Source organism: Bacillus sp. MBGLi79 (assembly GCF_002953915.1).
This window is the reverse complement of the sequence record NZ_CP026521.1, coordinates 3,777,985-3,801,699: the sequence shown is the minus strand read 5'-3', so window position 1 is coordinate 3,801,699 and position 23,715 is coordinate 3,777,985. Positions and strand designations below refer to the sequence as shown.

28 protein-coding genes and 1 riboswitch are annotated in these 23,715 nt (G+C 45.0%); of the genes, 18 read left to right on the top strand and 10 right to left on the bottom strand.

The features are described from left to right. Positions 1 to 118: 118 nt before the first annotated feature. Positions 119 to 283, top strand: a complete 165-nt coding sequence (spxO, locus tag C1T29_RS19435) for an anti-adapter protein SpxO (protein ID WP_003221681.1) — start codon at positions 119 to 121, stop codon at positions 281 to 283. Positions 284 to 311: 28 nt separating this feature from the next. Here the strand turns inward: spxO and cssS are convergent, their stop codons facing one another. Both cssS and cssR read right to left on the bottom strand, forming a co-directional pair. Continuing rightward, on the bottom strand, positions 312 to 1,667 hold the full coding sequence (cssS, locus tag C1T29_RS19430; RefSeq protein WP_014665331.1) for a two-component system sensor histidine kinase CssS: 1,356 nt from the start codon (positions 1,665 to 1,667) through the stop codon (positions 312 to 314). Then, complete coding sequence (gene cssR / locus C1T29_RS19425; protein ID WP_095431862.1) at positions 1,664 to 2,341, bottom strand: two-component system response regulator CssR; 678 nt, start codon at positions 2,339 to 2,341, stop codon at positions 1,664 to 1,666. Before cssR ends, cssS begins: the two co-directional genes overlap by 4 nt. Positions 2,342 to 2,618: 277 nt before the next feature. Here cssR and htrB point away from each other — a divergent pair, with 277 nt between their 5' ends. Beyond that, positions 2,619 to 3,995 (top strand): serine protease Do-like protein HtrB, encoded by a 1,377-nt coding sequence (gene htrB / locus C1T29_RS19420; protein WP_103750191.1) that lies wholly within the window; start codon positions 2,619 to 2,621, stop codon positions 3,993 to 3,995. A 44-nt stretch (positions 3,996 to 4,039) separates the two neighbouring features. Here the strand turns inward: htrB and mrgA are convergent, their stop codons facing one another. Continuing rightward, entirely contained in the window at positions 4,040 to 4,501 is a 462-nt protein-coding gene (mrgA, locus tag C1T29_RS19415) for a metalloregulation DNA-binding stress protein MgrA (protein WP_014665328.1), read from the bottom strand. Between the two features lie 89 nt (positions 4,502 to 4,590). Then, positions 4,591 to 5,433, bottom strand: a complete 843-nt coding sequence (locus C1T29_RS19410; RefSeq protein WP_103750190.1) for an oxidoreductase — start codon at positions 5,431 to 5,433, stop codon at positions 4,591 to 4,593. 133 nt (positions 5,434 to 5,566) lie between these two features. On the opposite strand from C1T29_RS19410, the gene C1T29_RS19405 reads away from it, so the two are divergent. The 4 genes from C1T29_RS19405 to C1T29_RS19390 all read left to right on the top strand — a co-directional run bounded on the left by C1T29_RS19405 (position 5,567) and on the right by C1T29_RS19390 (position 9,266). Next, positions 5,567 to 7,363, top strand: coding sequence for a M3 family oligoendopeptidase (locus tag C1T29_RS19405; RefSeq protein WP_103750189.1), 1,797 nt, complete (start codon positions 5,567 to 5,569; stop codon positions 7,361 to 7,363). A 109-nt stretch (positions 7,364 to 7,472) separates the two neighbouring features. Then, complete coding sequence (locus tag C1T29_RS19400; RefSeq protein ID WP_103750188.1) at positions 7,473 to 7,910, top strand: YusW family protein; 438 nt, start codon at positions 7,473 to 7,475, stop codon at positions 7,908 to 7,910. 215 nt (positions 7,911 to 8,125) lie between these two features. Next, positions 8,126 to 8,953: an ABC transporter ATP-binding protein gene (locus tag C1T29_RS19395; RefSeq protein ID WP_079288351.1), complete on the top strand. Its 828-nt coding sequence runs from the start codon at positions 8,126 to 8,128 to the stop codon at positions 8,951 to 8,953. A 25-nt stretch (positions 8,954 to 8,978) separates the two neighbouring features. Next, complete coding sequence (locus tag C1T29_RS19390) at positions 8,979 to 9,266, top strand: YusU family protein (protein WP_103750187.1); 288 nt, start codon at positions 8,979 to 8,981, stop codon at positions 9,264 to 9,266. A 19-nt stretch (positions 9,267 to 9,285) separates the two neighbouring features. On the opposite strand, the gene C1T29_RS19385 is transcribed toward C1T29_RS19390, so the two are convergent. Beyond that, a complete protein-coding gene (locus C1T29_RS19385) occupies positions 9,286 to 10,173 on the bottom strand; it encodes a LysR family transcriptional regulator (RefSeq protein WP_103750186.1) in 888 nt (295 codons plus the stop codon). A 133-nt stretch (positions 10,174 to 10,306) separates the two neighbouring features. Here C1T29_RS19385 and C1T29_RS19380 point away from each other — a divergent pair, with 133 nt between their 5' ends. Next, positions 10,307 to 11,047, top strand: coding sequence for an SDR family NAD(P)-dependent oxidoreductase (locus C1T29_RS19380; protein ID WP_069150280.1), 741 nt, complete (start codon positions 10,307 to 10,309; stop codon positions 11,045 to 11,047). Between the two features lie 18 nt (positions 11,048 to 11,065). After that, positions 11,066 to 11,449, top strand: a complete 384-nt coding sequence (locus C1T29_RS19375) for a tautomerase family protein (RefSeq protein ID WP_103750185.1) — start codon at positions 11,066 to 11,068, stop codon at positions 11,447 to 11,449. 36 nt (positions 11,450 to 11,485) lie between these two features. On the opposite strand, the gene mdtP is transcribed toward C1T29_RS19375, so the two are convergent. The 4 genes from mdtP to C1T29_RS19355 form a co-directional block, all read right to left on the bottom strand. Next, positions 11,486 to 13,108, bottom strand: a complete 1,623-nt coding sequence (gene mdtP / locus C1T29_RS19370) for a multidrug efflux MFS transporter MdtP (protein WP_080478275.1) — start codon at positions 13,106 to 13,108, stop codon at positions 11,486 to 11,488. Further along, positions 13,105 to 13,575 carry a MarR family transcriptional regulator MdtR gene (mdtR, locus tag C1T29_RS19365; protein WP_014665318.1) on the bottom strand — a complete coding sequence of 157 codons (471 nt, stop codon included), beginning with the start codon at positions 13,573 to 13,575 and terminating at the stop codon, positions 13,105 to 13,107. Before mdtR ends, mdtP begins: the two co-directional genes overlap by 4 nt. A 158-nt stretch (positions 13,576 to 13,733) precedes the next feature. Next, positions 13,734 to 14,066 carry a spore coat protein gene (locus tag C1T29_RS19360; protein ID WP_003222766.1) on the bottom strand — a complete coding sequence of 111 codons (333 nt, stop codon included), beginning with the start codon at positions 14,064 to 14,066 and terminating at the stop codon, positions 13,734 to 13,736. Between the two features lie 12 nt (positions 14,067 to 14,078). Continuing rightward, a complete protein-coding gene (locus C1T29_RS19355; RefSeq protein ID WP_003228567.1) occupies positions 14,079 to 14,324 on the bottom strand; it encodes a hypothetical protein in 246 nt (81 codons plus the stop codon). A gap of 94 nt (positions 14,325 to 14,418) precedes the next feature. Between C1T29_RS19355 and C1T29_RS19350 the strand changes: the two genes are divergently transcribed. After that, the gene (locus C1T29_RS19350; RefSeq protein WP_103750184.1) at positions 14,419 to 15,327 is read left to right on the top strand and encodes a proline dehydrogenase family protein; all 909 of its coding nucleotides are present in this window, start codon (positions 14,419 to 14,421) and stop codon (positions 15,325 to 15,327) included. A gap of 25 nt (positions 15,328 to 15,352) precedes the next feature. Here C1T29_RS19350 and C1T29_RS19345 read toward each other — a convergent pair whose 3' ends face one another. Further along, complete coding sequence (locus C1T29_RS19345; protein ID WP_003240817.1) at positions 15,353 to 15,499, bottom strand: YuzL family protein; 147 nt, start codon at positions 15,497 to 15,499, stop codon at positions 15,353 to 15,355. A 174-nt stretch (positions 15,500 to 15,673) separates the two neighbouring features. Here C1T29_RS19345 and C1T29_RS19340 point away from each other — a divergent pair, with 174 nt between their 5' ends. The 9 genes from C1T29_RS19340 (at position 15,674) to C1T29_RS19300 (ending at position 23,445) form a co-directional block, all read left to right on the top strand. Beyond that, positions 15,674 to 18,043 carry a 3-hydroxyacyl-CoA dehydrogenase/enoyl-CoA hydratase family protein gene (locus tag C1T29_RS19340; RefSeq protein WP_071580843.1) on the top strand — a complete coding sequence of 790 codons (2,370 nt, stop codon included), beginning with the start codon at positions 15,674 to 15,676 and terminating at the stop codon, positions 18,041 to 18,043. 10 nt (positions 18,044 to 18,053) lie between these two features. Further along, the gene (locus C1T29_RS19335; protein ID WP_014665314.1) at positions 18,054 to 19,229 is read left to right on the top strand and encodes an acetyl-CoA C-acetyltransferase; all 1,176 of its coding nucleotides are present in this window, start codon (positions 18,054 to 18,056) and stop codon (positions 19,227 to 19,229) included. Positions 19,230 to 19,243: 14 nt separating this feature from the next. Continuing rightward, positions 19,244 to 21,028: an acyl-CoA dehydrogenase FadE gene (fadE, locus tag C1T29_RS19330; RefSeq protein ID WP_095431852.1), complete on the top strand. Its 1,785-nt coding sequence runs from the start codon at positions 19,244 to 19,246 to the stop codon at positions 21,026 to 21,028. 110 nt (positions 21,029 to 21,138) lie between these two features. After that, positions 21,139 to 21,495, top strand: a complete 357-nt coding sequence (locus tag C1T29_RS19325; RefSeq protein WP_003222779.1) for an arsenate reductase family protein — start codon at positions 21,139 to 21,141, stop codon at positions 21,493 to 21,495. A 66-nt stretch (positions 21,496 to 21,561) separates the two neighbouring features. Continuing rightward, on the top strand, positions 21,562 to 21,945 hold the full coding sequence (gcvH, locus tag C1T29_RS19320) for a glycine cleavage system protein GcvH (RefSeq protein WP_014665312.1): 384 nt from the start codon (positions 21,562 to 21,564) through the stop codon (positions 21,943 to 21,945). A gap of 55 nt (positions 21,946 to 22,000) precedes the next feature. Beyond that, complete coding sequence (locus tag C1T29_RS19315) at positions 22,001 to 22,237, top strand: YusG family protein (protein ID WP_003228581.1); 237 nt, start codon at positions 22,001 to 22,003, stop codon at positions 22,235 to 22,237. Positions 22,238 to 22,309: 72 nt separating this feature from the next. After that, positions 22,310 to 22,672: a toprim domain-containing protein gene (locus C1T29_RS19310; RefSeq protein ID WP_041521423.1), complete on the top strand. Its 363-nt coding sequence runs from the start codon at positions 22,310 to 22,312 to the stop codon at positions 22,670 to 22,672. A gap of 1 nt (position 22,673) precedes the next feature. Then, positions 22,674 to 22,994 (top strand): thioredoxin family protein, encoded by a 321-nt coding sequence (locus C1T29_RS19305; protein ID WP_040081889.1) that lies wholly within the window; start codon positions 22,674 to 22,676, stop codon positions 22,992 to 22,994. Between the two features lie 106 nt (positions 22,995 to 23,100). After that, positions 23,101 to 23,445, top strand: a complete 345-nt coding sequence (locus C1T29_RS19300) for an SCP2 sterol-binding domain-containing protein (RefSeq protein ID WP_014665309.1) — start codon at positions 23,101 to 23,103, stop codon at positions 23,443 to 23,445. Between the two features lie 114 nt (positions 23,446 to 23,559). Further along, positions 23,560 to 23,666, top strand: a riboswitch (SAM riboswitch). The last annotated feature ends 49 nt before the right edge of the window (positions 23,667 to 23,715 follow it).

Below are 23,715 nucleotides of genomic sequence, written 5' to 3'. Positions count from 1 at the left end.
GTCACACCTTCTGTTATAAAATTAACCTTATTGTAACTTGTTTTTTTATCATGTATTATTTATATTATAAATTGAGATGACCGAATGGTCAAAGCTCAAGCGAAAGGGTGAATCTAGAATGAGAGAATTGGACGAAATGATCAGCCGCTTGCGAAACAGAGGTATCAAAGTGGAGAAAGTCAAATATCCGAAGCAGACCTTGTCAGAGAAAAAATGGGTTCATCAATGCAAACAGCCGCTCAAAACAAATTACAGAGATTTTAACGGCTATTCTTTCACATAAATAAATAGACTGCAAAAACATCTACAGTCTATTTTGGCACTGCTATGCGGTATGTTACACCCGTTTTGTCATTTTCAATTGAGATAGACGCCTTATGAAGAGTTAAAATTCGTTTTACGATGCTTAGACCAATGCCGAATTCGCCTTTCTTCCCTTTATTAAAAGGCTCATAGAGGCTGGAGAGCATCTCATCTTCAATATGCGGACCGTCATTTTTAATGGTGATCACAATATTTCGATCATCTTGTTTCATGCTGATTTCTATTTTTGTCTCAGCATAGCGGATTTGATTTTCCAGAATGTTTTCGAGGAGTTTGTTCCATTGCTCCGGATCACCAGGCATCAAAATATCCTCTTCTACATCAATTTCCCACGATAGTTCTTTCCGCGCCCACTTCAATCGTTCGATGACTTCTTCCGTCACTTCCACGATACTGAACATGTCGTGCTGCACTTTTTGCTTCGCTAAATAATCCAGCTTCGTTAAATATAATAAATCCTTTATTTTTTTCTCCAGCTTAAGCGCTTCGCATTCTATGACATCTACAGTGTTTTCAAGATCTCCTTTAGGGAAAATCCCGTCTTTAATTGATTGTGTATAGCCTCTGATGACCATGACCGGCGTTTTTAAATCATGAGAGATATTTTGCAACAGAGTTCTTTCTGTTTCATCCTTTTGCACAAGCTTTTGGCGCATCTCTTCGATGGTATGGCCCAATTTGCCGATTTCATCTTTCCGATCTACTTTTACTGGGTCATCCCAATCCTGTTCTGAAATCCGTTTGACGTGTTTTTCAAATGATACGAGTGGCCTTGATAAATACTTTGCAAGCCAAATAGCCGGAATCCAGCTTAATAAAATGACGACAGCTATAATAAACAGAAGCTGTTTGAACAAGGTGTAGGCCAAATCGTCCCGATAAGAATCAAGCGCGTAAGAGAGCATCATCGCTGATTGGCCATTGACGGAAAGTCCTTTTTTAATGACAAAAAACACTTTTTCGCCATTGACGTCGGCGCTGTACCGTTTCTTTTTTTCCTCCTGCTTATCAGCCAGCTTGTATACCTTGTGGATAAACGAAGACGACAGAATGCTTAAATCCTTGTCTGAAGAAGCATCTTCATTTTCAGGCAGGAGCACGTGCTGTACGGAGCGGACGGTTGTCGGCGCCGTCGCTTCCTCACTGTAATAGCGCCTTTCAATTGAACCCGGCAGGCGGTACTCCGTCAGAACATGCTGCTCATTTTCAATCGTCGTATACGTTTCATTGGTGAAAAAATCGCGCAGCGTGTTTGAAAATAACACAAGCAGTAAAATCGATATCGCTAACAGGATGCCGGAGATAACAACCCATATCTGAAACGCGAGCGGTTTGTTTTTCATGATGACATCATCCTGTAGCCGAAACCGTAAATCGTCTCCACCTTCAATTCTGGCATCTTTCTGCGCAGTCTCCGAACGAGGTCATCAACGACCCGGTCTGTTCCGAAGTAGTCATGTCCCCATACTTTTAAGAGGATATCCTCACGAGAGTATGGATGCCCTTTATGATGGATAAATAATAGCAGGAGATCAAATTCCTTCGACGTCAAATTGATGATATTTCCGTTTTCATCATAGACCTCGCGCGCGTCTTCAGCGACCCGATATGAGGAGACGGCAATTTCATTTTTTTGTGCAGGAGGAGCTTCCTTATATACGAGCTGCAGCAGTTTTTGCACACGGATAATCAGTTCCCGCGGCAGAAACGGTTTTGAAATGTAGTCATTGCTGCCAAGCTCTAAGCCAAGCACTCTGTCAATATCTGCATCACGGGCGGAAATAAAAATGACCGGCACGTCAGGATCTTTCGCCTTGATTTCTTTAATTAATGTATAGCCGTCGGTATCCGGCAGCATGATATCGAGAATCCACAGGTGGGGAGACGGTGTCATTTTCTTTCTGGCGTCTTCACCTTTCGTAAAAGATGTAATGTTCCAGCCCTCATTCTCTAAATACTTCGTCAGCAGTTCATTCAGGTTATCCTCATCTTCAACTAGATAAATGGTGTATGACAAGGCTCTTCACATCCTTTCAACGTCATTATAAACTAGTTTTAACATACGGCTGGCAATTTTCATAATTTCACATATTCTTTTCATTTTTATCCCACAATGTTTGTTTATGATATGGTTAAGGGAAGAAAGGAAGAGAAAAAGAGCGAGGAAGATGTAGGATGATCAAACATATTCTATTTTGGTGCTTTGCTTTTCTCCTCATTATTGGGACAATTGAACTTGTACATGCGATGAATATGTAACGATAAATGAATAACCGTTAAAGGAGTGTAAGAACATGGATTATCGACGTGATGACCAAAACGATCAACATCAAACAGAACCTTCACATACAGAACAGTCTAATACAGAAAACCAGAAGCTGATAGGACATTCTGAACAAGAATTGCTTGACGCGCCTGTGTCGTATGATGCGGGACGGCAGGAAACAGCTTCTGCGTTAGAAATGGAAAAGCAAGAAACGGCTGTGAAAAAAGAAAAGAAACGGAGAGCCGCATGGCTGAGCCCGATTTTAGGCGGTATTATCGGCGGGGGCCTTATGCTTGGCATCGCGCCTTATCTGCCGTCAGACCAAAATCAGGCGACCGAGACCGCTTCTGCAAATAAACAGGTGCAGTCTGATAATTTTACTTCGACACCGATAACGAACGCTTCAAACGTCGCTGATATGGTAGAGGATTTAGAGCCGACGATTGTCGGAATTTCAAATATCCAAACCTCTCAAAATAACACATTCGGCACGGGCGGCGGCTCCAGCTCAGAAAGTGAAAGCGGAACCGGGTCAGGTGTTATTTTCAAAAAAGACAGCAATAAAGCGTATATCATTACAAACAACCATGTCGTTGAAGGCGCGAACAAGCTGACTGTTACGTTATACAACGGAGAAACGGAAACTGCCAAGCTTGTCGGCAGCGATGCCATTACTGATTTGGCGGTTTTGGAAATCAGCGGAAAGAACGTCAAAAAAGTGGCGAGCTTTGGTGATTCTTCACAGCTGCGCACGGGCGAAAAGGTAATCGCTATCGGCAACCCGCTCGGACAGCAATTTTCCGGTACGGTGACACAAGGCATCATTAGCGGGCTGAACCGGACAATTGATGTGGATACAACACAGGGCACGGTGGAAATGAACGTGCTGCAAACTGATGCAGCGATCAATCCGGGGAACAGCGGTGGTCCGTTAATTAATGCAAGCGGCCAGGTCATCGGCATCAACAGCTTGAAGGTGAGCGAAAACGGTGTGGAATCACTCGGATTTGCGATCCCAAGCAATGATGTCGAGCCGATTGTTGACCAGCTGCTGAAAAATGGAAAAGTGGATCGTCCGTTTTTGGGCGTGCAAATGATTGACATGGCGCAAGTTCCTGAAACCTATCAAGAAAATACGCTCGGCTTGTTTGGAGATCAGTTAGGCAAAGGTGTTTATGTAAAAGAAGTTCAAGCGAATTCACCTGCGGCAAAAGCAGGCATAAAATCTGAGGATGTTATTGTCAAACTAAACGGCAAAGACGTGGAAAGCAGCGCGGATATCCGCCAGATCCTTTACAAAGACTTAAAAGTCGGAGATCAAACAACAATCCAAGTGCTGCGAAATGGAAAAACGAAAACGTTGAACGTGACACTGACGAAGCAGACAGAAAGCAGCTCAAGCTAAGAAGAAAACAAAAAGCTGAACCCAATTAAGGTTCAGCTTTTTTGCTATCCTAAATAAGAGGAAAGCATCCACACTTGTTTTTCAACTTCTTCAATTAATCCGACAAATAAGTCCGCTGTCGCATTGTCTTGATTTTCTTCAGCCAGGCCGATCACGAATTTAGATTCGCTGCTGATTTGTTTGTAGTCGTTAACCAATGCTTGTACCATTTCTGAGGCTGATGTTTCGTTTCCACCGTCTGTGATAGATGCATGCTCAGCGTATTCTTTCACTGTGGCAACAGGCTGCCCGCCGATCGCCAGCAGACGCTCAGCGATGGTATCGACTGTTTCAGCCGCATGGTCATAAAGTTCTTCAAATTTCTCGTGCAATGTAAAGAAATGAGGTCCTTTCACATACCAATGGAAACGGTGGAGCTTAGAGTATAAAAGAAACCAGTTTGATAATTGTGTGTTCATTGAATTCTCAACTAATGTTTGATTTGTTTTTGCGTTTTCAGTTTTCATAAGATAACGTCCTCCTTGTGATCTGTTAACTTAATTATATCATATACTAAATAAAAATCAATACTAAATTATAATAATTATAATTTAGATTAGCTGAATAGTTTTTTCTTCAGGATAGATTCCCACGCAGACCAAGGAAAAAGCGATCGGAACAGCAGGGTAAGCTTGATGCCTTTTCCAATCGGATATCGCAATTTTTTTAAATGCTTTGTTGTTGCCAATTGATAAATGAGGTCGGCAACCTCTTGGGGATCTCCGCTTTCTTCTCCGCTTTTTTCAACGTACGAAAGGATCTTTTTATAGTATTGGTGATAGGCTGAATCGTCAGCAGGCTCCGACATAAAATTTGATAACGAGGTTGACCAGATCGATGTCTTGTATGAGCCTGGCTCGATCAAAGCGGTTTCGATACCGAACGGAAGCAGCTCGATACGCAGGCTTTCAGAAAAACCTTCCAATGCATGCTTGGAAGCTACATAGGGCGAGAGCGCAGGGAACCCGGTCAGTCCGCTGATGCTGCTCACGTTTATAATCTTTGCGCCGCCATGTTTTCTTATGTAAGGCAGCACGGTTTTTGTCACATGGATCACTCCGAAGACGTTCGTTTCAAATTGTTGTCTGAAATGTTCCATCGGCACATCCTCGATAAATCCTCCATAAGCCGTTCCGGCATTGTTGACGAGTAGGTCGATCGGGGCGTAAGCACTAATGGTTTTTCCGAATGAGACTATAGATTGTTCATCGGTGACATCAAGAGCTGTAATGAGAATGGAATCAGACACCTTGTGTGCTGCAGCCAATTCCCGAAGCTGTTCCGCTTTTTCAGGCTGTCTTGATGTGGCAATCACGAAAAACGATCGGGCGAGCCTTACAGCTGCAAGCAAACCAAAGCCGCTTGATGCTCCTGTTACGATTGCTATTTTTTTATTCATCCTAACCCTCCTATTAAACTGCTACAGCTATTGTACTATCCTGAACAGGAAATGACGCCTGTAAAAGAAATTTTTATACAATAATTCAGAATTGTTCTATAATAGAACGAAAGAAGGAAAGGGGTTTTGTGATATGGCGCTGCAAGGGGTAGACCAAAAATGGGATCTTGATTCATTTTTTAAAGGCGGGAGCCAATCAGAAGAATTCAAAGGGTATGTTGAGAAGCTGTCACAAAGTCTGCGTGCATTTCAAGACATGACTGACGCGTTTCAGGTGCCTGCATCGTCTGAAGAGGCTGATAAGCTGACCGCGTTGCTAGATTTATTCGAACAGACATCCGTCAAGCTTCAGCAGGCCGGCGCGTTTGTTGCTTGCCTCCAGGCCCAGAATATCAATGATCAAAAGGCTATAGAGCATCAGGCGCTCATGAATCGTCTTTCCGCAGATTTTCAATCGTCGCTCGTTACATTAGATCATAAACTTGTGGACATTAATCAAGACGTGTGGAATGAATTGTTAACAAAACCGGGATTGCGCGATGTTTCTTACATATTAAATGAAAGAAGACAGAGGGTTGCCGAAAAGCTTAGCCCAGGTAAAGAAAAACTGATCGGAAACCTTGCGGTGGACGGATATCACGCTTGGAGTGACTTATACAATATGGTTGTCGGGAAAATGACGATCCCGTATGGGGAAAATGGTGAAAACAAGCAATTGTCTGTCGGTCAGGCGGAGAATATGATGGACCATCAAGACCGTACTGTCAGAAAAACAGTATATGAACGTTTCCGCCAAGCTTGGGAGAGCAAGCAGGATCTTTTCAGCAGCACGCTGAATCATTTGGCGGGATTCCGGCTTGAAACCTATAAAGCGCGCGGCTGGGAGAATGTCCTGAAGGAACCGCTGCAAATTAACAGGATGAAAAAAGAAACACTTGATACGATGTGGCAGGTCATCACTGAAAACAAGAAGCCGTTCGTTCAGTTTTTGAACCGGAAAGCATCCATGCTCGGCCTTGAAAAGCTTAGCTGGTACGATGTCGAGGCACCGATCGGTTCTGACGGAAAGGTCTATTCGTATGATGAAGCCGCAAATATCATTACCAGCCAGTTTTCAACGTTTGGCAAAAAACTGTCCTCATTCACTGAAAAAGCCTTTCGGGACGGCTGGATTGAGGCGGAAGACAGGAGCGGAAAAAGAGTCGGCGGCTTTTGCACCAGTTTTCCTGACAGCGGGGAATCCCGAATTTTCATGACATTTTCGGGCAGCGCCTCAAATGTCTCTACCCTTGCGCATGAACTCGGGCACGCGTTCCATCAGGAAGCAATGCTCGACGTCAGGCCGTTAAACCGCTCCTACGCTATGAACGTTGCGGAAACGGCTTCAACGTTTGCAGAGATGATAGTCGCGGACGCGACTGTCCAGCAGGCCGAGACGAGGGAAGAAAAGCTTGTTCTTCTGGAGGATAAAGTGCAAAGAAGCGTTGCGTTCTTCATGAACATTCACGCGAGATTTTTATTCGAAACGAGATTCTACGAGGAACGAAAGCGGGGAGTGGTACCAGCCGGCCGCTTGAATGAACTGATGGAAGAGGCGCAAAGAGAGGCTTACTGCAATGCTTTAGGAGAGTATCATCCGCTTTTTTGGGCATCAAAACTTCACTTTCACATCACGAGGGTGCCGTTTTACAATTTCCCTTATACATTCGGCTACCTGTTTTCTCTTGGCATTTACGCGCTGGCGCTTGAAGAAAAAAACGCATTCGAAGAGAAGTATATGGCGCTATTGCGTGATACGGCTTCTATGACAGTGGAGGATTTGGCGATGAAGCATTTGGGCGCTGACATCACGAAGCGCGATTTCTGGGAGAATGCTATCAAGCTGGCTGTGCGTGACGCCGAAACCTTTTTGCAAATGACCGAATCTTAAAGAAAAAGCCGTGGCGTTAAATGCCACGGCTTTTTCAATTCTTCTCTGAATGAGGATTTCATTCTCTGGATATACCTAAAACAAATGGAATCCTACAGGGGGGAAACATATGCATTTGATCAGAGCAGCCGGGGCTGTATGTCTCGCAGTGGTTCTGATTGCGGGCTGCCGTTTCAATGAAGACCAGCAGCAGGCAGAAGGAGAAAATACAGCCGTCACCCAGCTGAAGTCCGTTCCCTACAGCAATTTTTCGCTTCGTGTGAGCTACGGGGATGGTGAGCATAACCGTTATGAAGGAATCTATACAAAGAACGGGGCTCAGGAAAAAGCGGAAATACAGGATAAGCTCTCCGGTGTCAATCAGGAGGGAGAAGAAGCATTGGATGAGATGAAAATGATTTTGAGCGAGCTTTCCGTGACAGACCAAATGGCTGAAACAGAAGTGATACACAGTGTGTTGGCAGCATTTAATCTGGACAGTCATTATGATCATATCGATTTAAAAATGAAGCTGAAGGACGGCTCCATCAGAGAAATCAAGAAATAATCGTGTAATAAATAAACCATAAACGCCAATTATGTCCAAAAAACTAATTGAAAATGATTTTCAAAGTCAGTGTTTTCTGCTACAATGTGGGGTAGATGACCATATCAAATGGCTGAATACCGAATCACTTGCATTGACGACAATTGACTGAAAAGCATGTATATAGAAAACGTGCAATACATAGTGCTGCTAAAAGCCAGCAAAAAGGAGCGGTTATGGGGATGAGTGCAATTTCTACAGAAACGCTGAGCTTAGGATACGGGGATGCCGTTATTATTGATGAGTTGAATTTAACAATTCCCAAAGGTGAAATTACCGTATTTATTGGCAGCAATGGCTGCGGAAAATCGACACTTTTACGTTCATTAGCGCGCCTGATGAAGCCGAGAGGCGGTTCAGTGCTGCTGGAAGGAAGAGCCATTGCCAAGCTTCCGACGAAGGAAGTCGCAAAAGAGCTCGCCATCCTGCCCCAAGGTCCTTCGGCTCCAGAGGGGCTGACGGTGCACCAGCTGGTGAAGCAAGGAAGATATCCTTACCAAAACTGGCTGAAGCAGTGGTCAAAAGAGGATGAGGAAGCAGTTGAGAGAGCGCTTAAAGCAACAAAGCTTGAGGACATGGCTGACCGTGCCGTTGATTCTTTGTCTGGCGGACAGCGCCAGCGGGCTTGGATCGCGATGACGCTTGCCCAGGAAACGGATATCATCCTTCTAGACGAGCCGACGACGTATTTAGACATGACACATCAAATTGAAATTCTTGATTTGCTGTTTGAGCTGAATGAAAAGGAAGAGCGGACGATTGTTATGGTTCTCCATGATTTAAACCTGGCATGCCGCTATGCGCATCATCTTGTGGCCATAAAAGATAAACAGATTTATGCAGAAGGCCGTCCGGAAGAGGTTATCACTTGTGACCTTGTGCAAAATGTGTTTTCTATGAACTGTCAGGTTACACAGGACCCGCTGTTCGGAACGCCTCTTTGCATTCCTCATGGCAGGGGCAGATGCATTGTCCAGGAAGCGGCTTTCACATCACATGGATAAATAACGCCAGCGAAGGAGCTTTCATTTGAGAAAGCTCCTTGCTGTTTTTTCGAAAGGAAGATGGAAAATGGAACAAATACTTCAGGAACAGCTGGATGGATTGCTGGAAAAGTATACGGAACTTCTGCTTGGTGAAACAAACGATGAGCTAAAAGAAGAAGTGAAGCAATGGATTTTGTACACGCATATAGCCAAGAGCATGCCTCCGCTCGCTAAGCATTGGAATGCGACATATCCCGAGGCAAAGCAGGGCATTAAAGATGTCATTCAGCATATTAAAGAATTAAATGAAGCGCATCGAAACAAACAATAGCCAAAAAGCAGTCTGCTCATCATAGCAGGCTGCTTTTTTGTGATTCATCCGTTTTGTCTGGTGCAAAGGAATTCATAAAGGTCCGCAGCGCGCTGCTGATAAACGAATCTTTTCGAACAATAAATTCTGTTTTCATCTGTCTGAGTGTTTCAGGCAGCGGGTACAATTGAATCGATCCTTCTGCCTCATGCTTTTGCACAACCGTTCTAGGCAGCAACGAGATGCCAAGACCTGCTGTAACCCCGCCGATAATTGCTTCAAGCGTACCAAATTCCATAATGACCGGCTGTGTGATACCGACGGAGCGCAGCCATTTTTCAAGTGTTTCTCGATACGAGCAGCCTGTGCTGTATACGAGAATCGGCTTTGTGATGGCTTCCTCAACATCGGACACAGAGGCAGCCGAAACAACTACTGGTTCTTCCTCGAATGCCGGATAGGATTCGAGCTCAGGATGATTGCACTCGCATCCGATAAACGCGCCGTCCAATTCATAACGAAGAACCTTATCAAGGAGAAATTGCGTATGTCCTGTTGTTAAAGACAACTGGACGTTTGGATGTTCTTCATAATAAGATGCCAGAAGCTTTGGAAGCCTTACCGCGGCAGTTGTCTGAGTGGAGCCGATCATAAGCGGCCCGCTTGGTTCTGCGGAGGATGAGAGCGCTTTAGACGCTTCATCAAGAAGGCCGATAATTTTATTTGCGTAGTCCAGCAGCAGCTTTCCGCTTGCAGAAAGTGTCATGCCCCGATTATGGCGCAAAAACAGCGTCGTACCCAGTTCAGCTTCCAATTGTTGAATTCTGGCCGTGACATTCGATTGCACATAGCCAAGCTGCAAGGCCGCTTTCGTAATGGTCCCTTCACGGGCTACCATTTGAAACACACGTAAATCTCCGCTCTCCATTTTGAACTCCTCCGTTTATTTGATATCAATCTGAATGATATCAAGTATCTTTAACAATCATTATACGTAACATCAAAGCTGGATTACAATGGAATCAGAAATCTATTCTAGTCAACAGCAAGGAGTGGCGGCAATGAATGTCATGAACAAAATAGCTCTCGTAACGGGGGGCGGCACAGGAATCGGAAAAGCAGCCAGTATGGAATTGGCAAAGCGCGGGGCGATTGTTGCGGTGAATTATTCACGTTCGCAATCAGAAGCGGAGGAAACAGTGGAAATGATTCAAAAAGCTGGCGGGCAAGCCTTCGCCATCCAAGCAGATGTATCCAAAAACAGCGAAGTGCAGGATATGATTCAAGCAATCGTGAACACACACGGCACGGTTGATATTTTAGTGAATAATGCCAGCATTACACGGCATATTCCAATGGATGATCTTGAGGCTGCGACAGAAGACATATGGGATGAGCTGTATGCCGTCAATGTGAAAGGAATGTTTTTCTGCGCGCGGGCAGTGGTTCCGTTCATGAAGAAAAGCAAGGCCGGAGCGATCGTAAACGTCGGCAGCATCGCAGGGTTAACCGGTGCGGGCTCATCTATGCCTTACGCAGTATCAAAATCGGCGGTGCACGGTTTAACGAAATCATTGGCCCACGCTTTAGCGCCTGACATCAGAGTGAGCGGTGTAGCACCAGGAGCTGTTGCAACGAGATGGTGGGCTGGTCGGGAAGAAAAAATGAAAAGCATGATCGGCTCTTTGCCGCTGCAGTATATTGCTGAACCGGATGATGTTGCCAAATTGATTTGTTCACTAGTTGAACAGGAATCACTCACAGGCCAAATCATCACAATTGACAGCGGACAGACACTGTAAAGAGAGGGATGCAGGGAGATGCCATTTGTACAGATTCATTTACGGTCGGGAAGAAGCGAAGCGTGGCTTCAAAAACTGAGCAGGGCCATCCACCAATCGATGATTGAAGAAATCAATGTGCCGGAAGATGACTATTTTCAAGTCATCAGGCAATATGAAAAAGGCGAATTTTTCTATGATCCATTTTATCTCCAAGTTGAGCGTACTGATGAACTGATATACATTCATTTTACACTGAAACAATCAAGAACAACTGAACAGAAAAAAGCGCTTTACCGCTCAATCGCAAGCCGGATTCATTCCGAGCTTGGCGTAAGAAAAGAAGATGTATTTATCATGCTGGCCGGAAATCAGGATGAGGATTGGTCTTTCGGAAATGGAAGGGCCCAGATGATTGAATAAAAAAACCCCGCGGTTTGATACCCGCGGGGTGCTCTATTAATGGGAAGGTGATTCAACGGCTTTTGCCGCTTTCTCTTTCACTTGTTCTCCCGTTTTCTTATTTGATAGTTTGATAGGTTTTAAGAACAATGTAAATACGGCTCCGACTGCGATAAAGATCAGGCCTGTATAAAACACGCTGTGGAGTGAATCCATCAACGATGTTTTTAAAATCGGCACAATATGGGATGAGAAAGCCGCAGGGATTTGTTTGACCGCGTCCGGACTGAACAGTGATTGCAGCAGCCCTTGCGGATTTGTATCAATCATACCCTTTAGCTGGGCGGCAAACGAGCTTGCCTGTGCCGGAAGAGAGTCTAAATATGGAACCAATTTATCTGTTAATAGATTTCCTGATCTCGCATTCATTACGGCTCCCAGCATGGTAATGCCGAATGTTCCGCCGATAGAACGGAAGAATTGGCTGGATGAGGTGACAACGCCAAGCTCCTCTTTCGAAAAGCTTTCCTGTAAAGCCAATGTCAGAATCGGCATAACAAGACCCATTCCAAGGCCAATAATCGCCATATATGATGTAGCGACAAGCTTGCTCGTGTCAAGATCCAATGTCGTTAACAGCAAGAATCCGCCGGCCATAACTAGCATGCCTGTAATGATTTGCGGTTTAATTCCGATTTTGTACACAAGCTGGCCGCCGATAATACTTGTGATAATCATAGAGATCATCATCGGTGTCATAATTGTACCCGATTCAGACGCACTTACACCGACAATTCCTTGCATAAAGAAAGGAACAAACGTAATGGCGCCAAACATACCGATACTCATAAAGAAGCCGATCAAGTTTAGAAAGGTAAATGTTCTGTTTTTAAATAAATACATTGGCAGGATTGGCTCTTTTGCTTTTGATTCTACGATAATAAAGCTGACAATGCCGATCAGTGCGAGAGCGAACAAACCAAGAATCTGCCAAGAATCCCATGCGTAATCTTTTCCGCCAAAGCTTAAGGCGAGCAAGAGGCTGACAACACCAACAATCATCGTGAAAATACCAGCGATGTCAAAGTTGATCGGACCAGTCTGCTGGCGTCCCTGTAATCCTCTTGCAATGAAAATAACCGCAATAATTCCGACTGGCAGGTTAATATAGAAAACCCATTTCCAGTTTAACGAGTCTACAATCCAGCCGCCGATTTGCGGCCCAATTACTGAAGCCAGCCCATAAATCGCGCCAAAGACCCCTTGGAATTTAGCACGCTGTTTTCCTGTGAACAAGTCACCGATAACAATCATCGCCATCGGCATCATGATGCCTCCGCCGATTCCTTGCAGTCCACGGAAGATAATCAATTCTGTCATGTTGTTGGCCATTCCGCATAAGGCAGAAGCAGCCATAAAAATAATCAAACCTGATACATAGACAATGCGGCGTCCCAATAAATCAGCCAGTTTGCCGGCAATTGGCACAATAGTTGTTGATGTTAACAAATATGCAGTTGTCAGCCAGGTCATCATGCTCAAACCGCCCAGATCACCGACAATTTTCGGCATGGCTGTTCCGACAATGGTGCCATCAAGGGCTGAAAAAAACATGGCAATAATTAAGCCTGTTATTAATAACGTCCGTTTGGATTGTTTGCCTTCTTTACTCATTTTCATCCGTTTCCTCTTTTCATGTTTTGCTTTTCATCAGTTTCCGCTGCTGCCTGTGCGAGCTTTGCTGTAATATGCGCCGCCTGAAGCATCTCCTCCTCCGTCAAAAAGGAAAGATAGCGTGCCATAATGGCCTTTCTGCCTGCCAAAATCTCCTCGAACTTTCTGTCTCCTTCGTCAGTTAGACTGAGATCAATCACTCGCCTGTCTTTTGTGTTGTGTGTCCTGGCGATAAGATTTTTTTGTTCAAGGCGATCTGCCATCAGCGTCACCGCGCTTGGCTTCACCTCCATACGCTCGGCAATTTCAGAAATCTTGAGGCTGCCGTGTTTCTTTAGGCTGGCCAGCACAAACAGCTGCGCTGGGGTGACACCTTGTTTCTCCATGCTTTCCAGCATTTCAGGCTGTATCTTTTGAAAGAGCGCCTGAAGCGATAATTGGATATCGGACATTAACTGATCCGCACTCTTCATATTCAATTCCCCTCTGTTACATACACTGTATATATATTTTGATAACAAAATAGTTAATGCTTATTAAATATAAATAAGCGTAAATGAAAAGTCAACTGATTTTACACAAAAAAAAGGATAGATGTCCGAAAGAACATCGTATCCTTTTTCTAATATTGTTACTGCTGATAAGGAGACTGCTGCTGAATGGTCTGCTGGAATTTTTGATAGGATTGCTGCAGCTTTTGGGCATCCTCCGCTTCAACAGAATACCATCCATATTGGAACATGAGGTCATACAGTTTTCTTTGCGCTTTTTGTGACTCATCAAAAATGGATTGAATATCCTGATAAAGAGACTCGTGGCTGAATTCGTGCAAGGCTGTGCAATAAGCTGTTGTCATGTATTTTTCGGTTGTCAGCAGTTCGTTGACGAAATCTCTGTCATTCATTTCCGATGTTGTCGGTACAGGTGTCTGAGGGTTGCTGATTTTTTGATTTTGTTGATTCATTCTGACGCCTCCTTATTGGATGTAGCCGGACTGCTGCTGCCCTGGCTGCAGGTGCTTTAATATTCTTTGATAGTGATCATGATGCATGTGTCCGACGCGATCGAGTTCTTGCTTTAACGTTTGATCCTGGCACTGCTGCGCCATGAAATGCGCTTTTTTCATCGCGAGCAAATTCCAGTTCAGCATGTCATTGAGATACAAATGATCCTTTGTCGAAATAACGGAAGGCGGCATTTGAGATTGCTGCTGATTGTCCATTGTGATCCTCCTTTGATTTCAGTTCATTTTATAGTTTCCTTCAGACTGGGCGTTGTATACAGGTGTTTTGAAGATGATGGCGGGAGGGAGTCGGATGTTGAGACATGTGTTTTTATTTTTATCTCAAAATAAAACGCTTACCAAGTTCGCAAAAGCATATGGAAAGAGGCTTGGAGCACGAAGATTTGTCGCAGGGGATACGATTGAATCGGCAGTTAAGACCGTCAAAAGGCTAAACAGATCCGGTTTGTGTGCAACAATTGATTATTTAGGTGAGTATGCAGCTTCGGAAAAAGAAGCGAACCAAGTCGCAGAGGAATGCAAGAAAGCCATTCAAGCCATTGCCGAACATCAATTGGAGTCGGAGCTTTCACTTAAACTCACCTCAATCGGGCTCGATCTTTCAGAAGAACTTGCTCTTACTCATTTGCGCGCCATTCTTTCCATTGCGAAGCAATATGATGTTGCTGTGACCATTGATATGGAAGACTATTCTCATTATGAACAGACACTTTTTATTTACAGGCAATGCAAACAGGAATTTGAGAAGCTTGGCACGGTCATTCAGGCGTATCTGTACCGGGCGGCAGAAGATATTAGAAAGATGCGTGACGTAAAGCCGAATCTCAGACTTGTGAAAGGCGCTTATAAAGAATCTGCGGCTGTAGCGTTTCCTGACAAAAAAGGAACAGACCTACATTTTCAGAGCTTAATAAAGCTGCAGCTATTAAGCGGGAACTACACGGCTGTCGCCACACATGACGATGACATTATTGCATATACGAAAAAGCTCGTCGACGAACATCAAATCCCCGCATCGCAATTTGAGTTTCAAATGCTATACGGCATCAGGCCAGAGCGTCAGAAGGAACTCGCGAAAGAAGGCTACAGAATGCGTGTGTATGTCCCATATGGAACAGACTGGTTCAGCTACTTTATGAGAAGAATTGCCGAACGGCCCGCCAATGCAGCATTTGTGTTAAAAGGAATTCTGAAAAAGTGAAAGCAGCCGCGGGGAAGCAGCTGCATTATGATTGTTCCATGTTATGTTTTTTATATTGCTGGTTTTGACTTGTCCGTTTTCCGCCGCCGTAATGCTGAGTCGGACCAGCATCTCCCTTTACGCTCGCCGCGCTGACTGCCGCAGAAGACGGATTTTTTTTCTCTCGCACCATTCCCGTCACCTCCGGGCTTAAGTTACCCGTCTTTTATAGGCTTCATACAAAAAAATAACAAATTAGCTATTGAAGTCGAACCAGAAATCTTTTAAGATGAAAGAAGAAACGGGTTTCATTTTTTTTAGTCAAAAAATGAATGACTATTCATTCAATGTTCAAGGGGGATATCTCATGCACAAACACATTCGGAAGGCAGCCGTTTTAGGATCGGGGGTAATGGGTTCCGGAATTGCGGCGCATTTGGCTAACATCGGAATTCCTGTCCTGCTGCTAGATATTGTGCCGAACGATTTGACAAAGGAAGAGGAAAAAAAGGGGCTGACGAAGGACAGTCCGGAGGTGCGCAGCAGGCTTAGCCGGCAGGCGGTGAAAAAACTGCTGAAACAAAAGCCCGCTCCCCTCACATCAGCGAAAAATACCTCCTATATTACACCGGGCAATCTGGAGGATGATGCAAAAAAACTGAAAGAAGCAGATTGGATTATTGAGGTCGTTGTCGAAAACCTTGAAGTCAAAAAGAAAATTTTCGCTCTTGTGGATGAACATCGAAAGACTGGAAGCATCGTCTCAAGCAACACATCCGGCATATCAGTGCAGGAAATGGCTGAAGGCCGGTCGGATGATTTTAAAGCCCATTTTCTTGGAACGCATTTTTTTAATCCCGCACGCTATTTAAAGCTGCTGGAGATCATTCCGATTAAGGAAACAGATCCTGATATTTTAAAGTTTATGACAGCTTTCGGAGAAAATGTCCTCGGTAAAGGCGTTGTTACAGCAAAGGACACACCGAACTTTATCGCAAACCGCATCGGAACATTCGGGCTTCTTGTGACAGTCCAAGAAATGCTGAAAGGCGACTATCAGGTTGGAGAGGTTGATTCGATCACAGGTCCGCTGATCGGCAGGCCGAAAAGCGCCACCTTCAGAACGCTTGATGTTGTCGGCCTCGATACATTCGCCCACGTTGCCCGAAATGTGTATGACAAAGCCGATGGCGATGAGAAAGAAGTGTTTCGCCTTCCAAGCTTCATGAACGATATGCTGGAAAAAGGGTGGATCGGAAGTAAGGCCGGCCAAGGCTTTTATAAAAAAGAAGGAAAAATTATTTATGAGCTTGACCCAGTGACGCTTACTTATGGCGAGCGGACAAAAATGAAAACACCGGCACTTGAAGCGGCAAAACAGGCAAAAGGGACAAAAGCCAAAATGAAAGCGCTTATTTACTCGGATGACAGGGCCGGCCGATTGCTGTGGAATATCACTTCTCAAACCCTGCTTTACTCAGCCGAGCTGCTTGGTGAGATTGCCGATGATATTCATGCGATTGACCAAGCCATGAAGTGGGGATTCGGCTGGGAGCTGGGGCCTTTTGAAATGTGGGACGCCATCGGCCTCAGGCAGTCAGCGGAAAAGCTTGAGCAGCTTGGAGCAGATATGCCTGGCTGGATAAAAGAGATGCTGGACAAAGGAAATGAAACCTTCTACATCAAAGAGAACGGAACGGTATTTTATTATGACCGCGGCGAATACAGAGCCGTGAAAGAAAACAAAAAACGAATTCATTTACAAGCGCTTAAAGAAACAAAAGGCGTGATTGCGAAAAACAGCGGAGCAAGCTTAATTGACCTTGGAGATGATGTGGCCCTTCTTGAATTTCATTCGAAAAGCAATGCGATCGGCCTCGATATCATTCAAATGATCCACAAAGGATTAGAGGAAACAGAACGGAATTACAAGGGCCTTGTCATCGGCAACCAAGGAAAAAATTTCTGTGTCGGCGCAAATCTCGCCATGATCTTAATGGAAGTCCAAGATGACAACTTTTTGGAAGTTGATTTTGTGATACGCCGTTTTCAGGAGACGATGATGAAGATCAAATACAGTGCGAAACCGGTCGTCGCCGCGCCATTTGGCATGACGCTCGGCGGAGGAACGGAAGTATGCCTGCCTGCGGCGCGTACTCAAGCGGCAAGCGAAGCCTATATGGGTCTTGTTGAATCCGGTGTCGGCCTCATCCCTGGCGGAGGGGGAAACAAAGAGCTGTACATCAATCATCTACGCCGTGGCCTTGATCCGATGAATGCGGCAATGAAAACATTTGAAACAATCGCGATGGCGAAAGTGTCCGCTTCCGCTCAAGAGGCTCGTGAGATGAACATCTTAAAAGAAACGGATCAGATCAGCGTGAATCAAGACCACCTGTTATACGATGCGAAGCAACTGGCCGCATCTTTATACGATACCGGCTGGCGGCCGCCTGTAAAAGAAAAGGTCAAGGTGCCGGGAGAAACTGGTTATGCAGCACTCTTGCTTGGCGCTGAGCAGATGAAACTGTCTGGCTATATATCTGAGCATGATTTCAAGATTGCGAAAAAACTCGCTTATGTCATTGCGGGCGGAAAAGTGCCGTTCGGTACAGAGGTTGATGAAGAGTATTTATTGGAGATCGAAAGAGAAGCGTTTTTGAGTTTAGCGGGAGAGGCAAAATCTCAAGCGAGAATGCAGCATATGCTTGTGAAAGGTAAACCTTTACGGAATTAGGAGGGAGCTTATGAAAGAGGCAGTCATTGTATCAGGTGCAAGAACACCGGTTGGGAAAGCAAAAAAAGGATCGTTGGCCACCGTTCGCCCAGATGATTTGGGAGCGATTTGCGTAAAAGAAACGCTGAAACGGGCAGGCGGCTACGAAGGTAATATTGATGACTTGATTATCGGCTGTGCAACACCTGAAGCGGAACAGGGGCTTAATATGGCGAGAAATATCGGGGCGCTCGCGGGGCTGCCATACACGGTTCCGGCGATTACAGTCAACCGATATTGCTCATCCGGCCTTCAGTCTATTGCATATGCGGCAGAAAAAATTATGCTCGGCGCCTATGATACAGCGATTGCTGGCGGAGCAGAATCCATGTCACAGGTGCCGATGATGGGGCATGTCACCCGGCCGAACCTTGCTTTGGCAGAACAGGCACCGGAATATTATATGAGCATGGGACATACAGCCGAGCAGGTTGCGAGAAAATACGGCGTCTCCCGTGAGGATCAAGATGCGTTTGCCGTTCGCAGCCATCAAAACGCCGCTAAAGCCCTTGCAGAAGGGAAATTTAAAGATGAGATTGTACCTGTCGAAGTGACGGTGACAGAAATCGGAGAAAACCATAAGCCGCAAGAAAAACAATTCGTGTTTTCTCAGGATGAAGGCGTTCGCCCGCAAACGACTGCAGACATCTTAGCGACATTGCGCCCGGCTTTTTCCGTTGACGGAACGGTGACCGCGGGCAACTCCTCGCAGACGAGTGACGGAGCGGCGGCTGTCATGCTGATGGATCGGGAAAAAGCCGATGCTCTTGGCCTGGCCCCGCTTGTGAAATTCCGCTCCTTTGCAGTAGGCGGCGTGCCGCCGGAAGTCATGGGAATCGGGCCGGTTGAAGCAATTCCGCGCGCTTTGAAGCTTGCCGGCCTTCAGCTGCAGGACATCGGCTTGTTTGAATTGAACGAAGCTTTTGCCTCACAGGCCATTCAAGTGATCAGAGAATTGGGAATTGATGAAGAAAAAGTGAATGTCAACGGGGGCGCAATCGCGCTTGGGCACCCGCTTGGCTGTACGGGCACAAAGCTTACACTCTCACTCATCCATGAAATGAAACGGAGAAACGAGCAATTTGGAGTCGTGACCATGTGTATCGGCGGCGGGATGGGAGCGGCCGGTGTATTTGAATTATGCTAAAGGGGGAAAAACAAATGGCAAAAAAAACAGCTGATATACTAAAAGGCGGCGGATTCTTAATCGAGGATGTCACATACGATCAAATGTATACACCGGAGGATTTCACTGACGAGCATAAAATGATTGCGAAAACAACAGAGGATTATATCGAGCAAGATGTTCTCCCTCATATAGATGACATCGAAAACCATCAATTTGAGCATTCTGTCAGACTGTTGAAGAAAGCGGGCGAACTAGGGCTGCTTGGCGCCGATGTGCCGGAAGAATACGGCGGGCTCGGCCTAGATAAGATCAGCTCGGCGCTCATCACTGAGAAATTTTCGCGTGCGGGAAGCTTTTCTCTTTCCTATGGCGCGCATGTCGGCATCGGTTCCTTGCCGATTGTCTTTTTCGGATCAGAAGAACAAAAGAAAAAATATTTGCCTGGCCTCGCTTCAGGCGAAAAGATCGCGGCTTATGCTCTGACTGAGCCTGGCTCTGGGTCTGATGCACTTGGAGCAAAAACAACAGCCGTGCTGAACGAAGCAGGAACGCATTATGTATTAACCGGGGAAAAACAGTGGATTACCAACTCTGCTTTTGCCGATGTTTTTGTGGTTTACGCTAAAGTGGATGGCGACAAGTTTTCAGCCTTTATTGTAGAAAAAGAGTTCCCAGGTGTCTCCACGGGACCGGAAGAAAAGAAAATGGGAATCAAAGGATCATCGACGAGGACCCTCATTTTGGATCAAGCGGAAGTGCCGAAGGAAAACCTGCTCGGAGAAATCGGCAAAGGGCATGTCATCGCCTTTAATATTTTAAACATCGGCCGCTACAAACTGGCGGTTGGCACAATTGGCGCATCTAAGCGGGTCATCGAGCTGTCTGCGGCATACGCAAATCAGCGCCGCCAATTTAAAACACCGATTGCAGGTTTTTCATTGACACAGGAAAAAATCGGGACAATGGCCTCAAGGCTGTATGCGATGGAAAGCTCTGTATACAGAACCGTCGGGCTGTTTGAAGACAATATGAGCCAGTTCACGGCCGAAGACCTCAAGGACGGCCGGCAAATCGCCAAGTCAATTGCGGAATACGCCATCGAATGCTCTCTGAATAAGGTGTTTGGCTCTGAAACGCTTGATTATATTGTTGATGAAGGCGTTCAGATTCATGGAGGCTACGGCTTTATGCAGGAGTACGAAGTAGAAAGAGCTTATAGGGATTCAAGGATCAATCGAATTTTTGAAGGCACAAACGAAATCAACCGATTAATCGTGCCAAGCACTTTCCTGAAAAAAGCGCTAAAAGGCGAGCTGCCTCTATTTGAAAAAGCACAGTCGCTGCAGGAAGAACTCATGATGCTTATGCCTGAAGAGCCTGGAAGCGGCGTCTTAGAGCAAGAGAAATATATCGTTAAGCAAGCGAAAAAAATTGCGTTGTTTGCCGCCGGCCTAGCTGCGCAAAAATACGGAAAAGCCATCGATCATGAGCAAGAAATTCTCGTGAACGTCGCGGATATCGTCAGCAATGTATACGCAATGGAATCGGCCGTGCTCAGAACGGAAAAGGCCATTGCAGCACAAGGCGCTGAAAAAGCTGCGCAAAAGGTGCTGTACACAGAAATTTTCGTTCAAGAAGCCTTTAACGAAATTGAAGCGCATGCGAAGGAATCCCTTATCGCAATGGAAGAAGGAGACTCACTCCGCATGATGCTTTCCGCTCTGCGAAAGCTGACACGCGTAACGCCTAAAAACGTGATTCAGAAAAAACGCGAGGCGGCGGCAGGCATTTTTGAGGCTGAGAAATATATTGTCTGATTGGCCATGAGCTCCGCATGCGCGGAGCTCTTTTTTAAGAAGCACTGTTTTAGGTTTTTAAAACAAACTGTGTTAAAATAACCTCGATTATTTTATTGAGGGGGAAGAAGATGTCGTTAACTTTTTACTGGTACCCTAAATGCGGAACGTGCCGCAAAGCAAAGAAGTGGCTTGAAGAGCATGGGAAAGAAATAAACGAAATACATATTGCTGAGCAGCCGCCAAGCAAAGAAGAATTAAAAGCGCTTTATGAAAAAAGCGGGCTGGATCTCAAGAAATTTTTCAACACGAGCGGCATGAAATACCGCGAGCTCAATCTCAAGGAAAAGCTGTATCACATGTCAGAGGACGAACAGCTCGAACTGCTGGCTTCAGACGGAATGCTGATCAAACGCCCGCTTACAACAGACGGCGAAAAAGTGACTGTCGGATTTAAAGAAGACCAATTTGAAGAAAACTGGGCTTAATGTAAATTTTTTTTGAAAAGTGTGGTATCTTCTTATTGTAGTGCTGTAAAAAATGGAGGGATTCAATTGAGCATACCAAAAGATTTGCGTTACTCAGGAGAACACGAATGGGTAAAAGTTGAAGGAGAAAAAGCCAGAATCGGAATTACGCATTTTGCCCAGTCCGAGCTAGGCGACATCGTGTTTGTCGAACTTCCTGAAGTGGGCGCTGAAATCAAAGCGGACGAGCCATTCGGCAGTGTTGAATCCGTTAAAACGGTATCTGAGCTTTATGCGCCGATTAACGGAACTGTTGTGGAAGTAAACGAAGATCTTGATGACAGTCCGGAATTCGTCAACGAATCTCCGTACGAAAAAGCATGGATGATCGTCGTTGAGCCGACTGACGCTTCTGAAATTGAAAAACTGATGACAGCAGAGCAATACGAAGAGATGACACAAGAAGACTAAAACAGGATAGCCGTAAAAGCAATTGGACACGCTAACGTTATGGGAGGTGTCCAATATGGCTTTCGACAAACAAAAGCTCGATGTCACCAACGACGTGACAGGCCGCTTTCAAAATGGCCGGCTCTCGTTATATCATGATAATGAGATGATCGGCCAAATGACAAGCATGAATGAATATGAGCTTAAGTCCGGTTATTCCTTTGAAAATGAGAAGTTTTATAAGACAGCCGATGTGGTCTCTGGTGACGACGCAAAATATGTAGATTGTGACTACGAAAACGGCTGGTGTTAAATGTAGGCGGTGAATTTCACTGCCTTCTTTTACAATCTGAACGTTTCAAATTTGACGCGGCAGGTGAAGAAGATGGATGAGCTGGAAAAGGTTATGATTGTCGAGGGGAAATCAGATAAAGAGAAAATCGAAAGCGTCCTGAATGAACCGGTGCGCATTATCTGCACAAACGGAACAATCAGCCAGCTGAAGCTTGAGGAATTGGCTGACGAGCTTTATGATAAAGACGTCTATATATTAGTTGATGCTGATGAATCAGGCGAGAAATTGAGAAAACAGCTGAAGCGTGAATTTAATGAAGCCTGCCATCTCCATATCGACAGAGCCTATAAGGAAGTAGCGGCTGCGCCCAGGCACCATGTCGCCTCTGTATTGCTGCGTGCGAATCTGAATGTCCATACTATTTTTCTTGAAAGAAAGTCCCGAGGTGTATAGCATGAAAGAACTCCAAGAACACGAACTTGATCACATTGAAGATGATGTGTACCTTCTATATTTATATACTCCGTTTTGCGGCACCTGCCAGCTTGCAAGCAAAATGCTGACAGTGGTGAAAGAAATGCTGCCTGATGTCGCCTTCTATCAAAACAATGTCAATTACTCTCCGACATTTGCAAAAGCATATCAAATTGAAAGCGTCCCTTGTTTTCTGCTGTTTAAAGGCGGAAAGGTGGTCGAAAGAGGATATGCGTTTCATTCCGTTTCTTATTTATATGAGCTGATCAAACAAAAATCATCTTCCGCATCCCAATTATGACATATTTCTCAGCATATCCAACGAAATTGTCGTTCGTTTTATAAAGGGGTTCTTGCGACAGAGAGAGAAATGTGTATGTATGACCAACAAATAGGAGGTTGTACATATGGAGAAAGCGGAAGTTTTAGAAGATGAGTATCAGCATCTGTTTTTAAAACCCCTTTTGAATGCCTCAACATTGCTCATTACCTTTCAAGGAGAAGCAGAAGCCTTAACCGTCTCAATAAACGAACAGGGAGAAATGAAAAAAGTTTCTCCGCCCCAAACGTCCAACCTGACCTTTTACGGAAACCAAACGGAAATTATTGATTTATTGCACGGAGATATTTCCCTTCAGCACTTGATTCAGAGCGGAAGCCTCAAAGTAAAGGGGTCATTCAGGGCCCTGTTAAAGCTAGAAGCCATTCTCTGGCTGACAAATGGATTTTTTCAGAGGATTTCAAAGAATTGAAAAATAATAAATTATTATAATAGTAAAAGTTGTCATCATTTATTTTATTGACATTTAATCATTCGCCGTGCTATTCTACATTAAGAATTTCCGGACGAAAAAGACTATATATTTCTCTTATCAAGAGAGGTGGAGGGAAGTGCCCTATGAAGCCCGGCAACCATCAACGCTGTTGAAATGGTGCCAATTCACACGAAGCGTTCAGCTTTGAAAGATGAGAGAAAGGCATTTTATATAAGCCTTTCTGCTCAAGTGTGCAGAAAGGCTTTT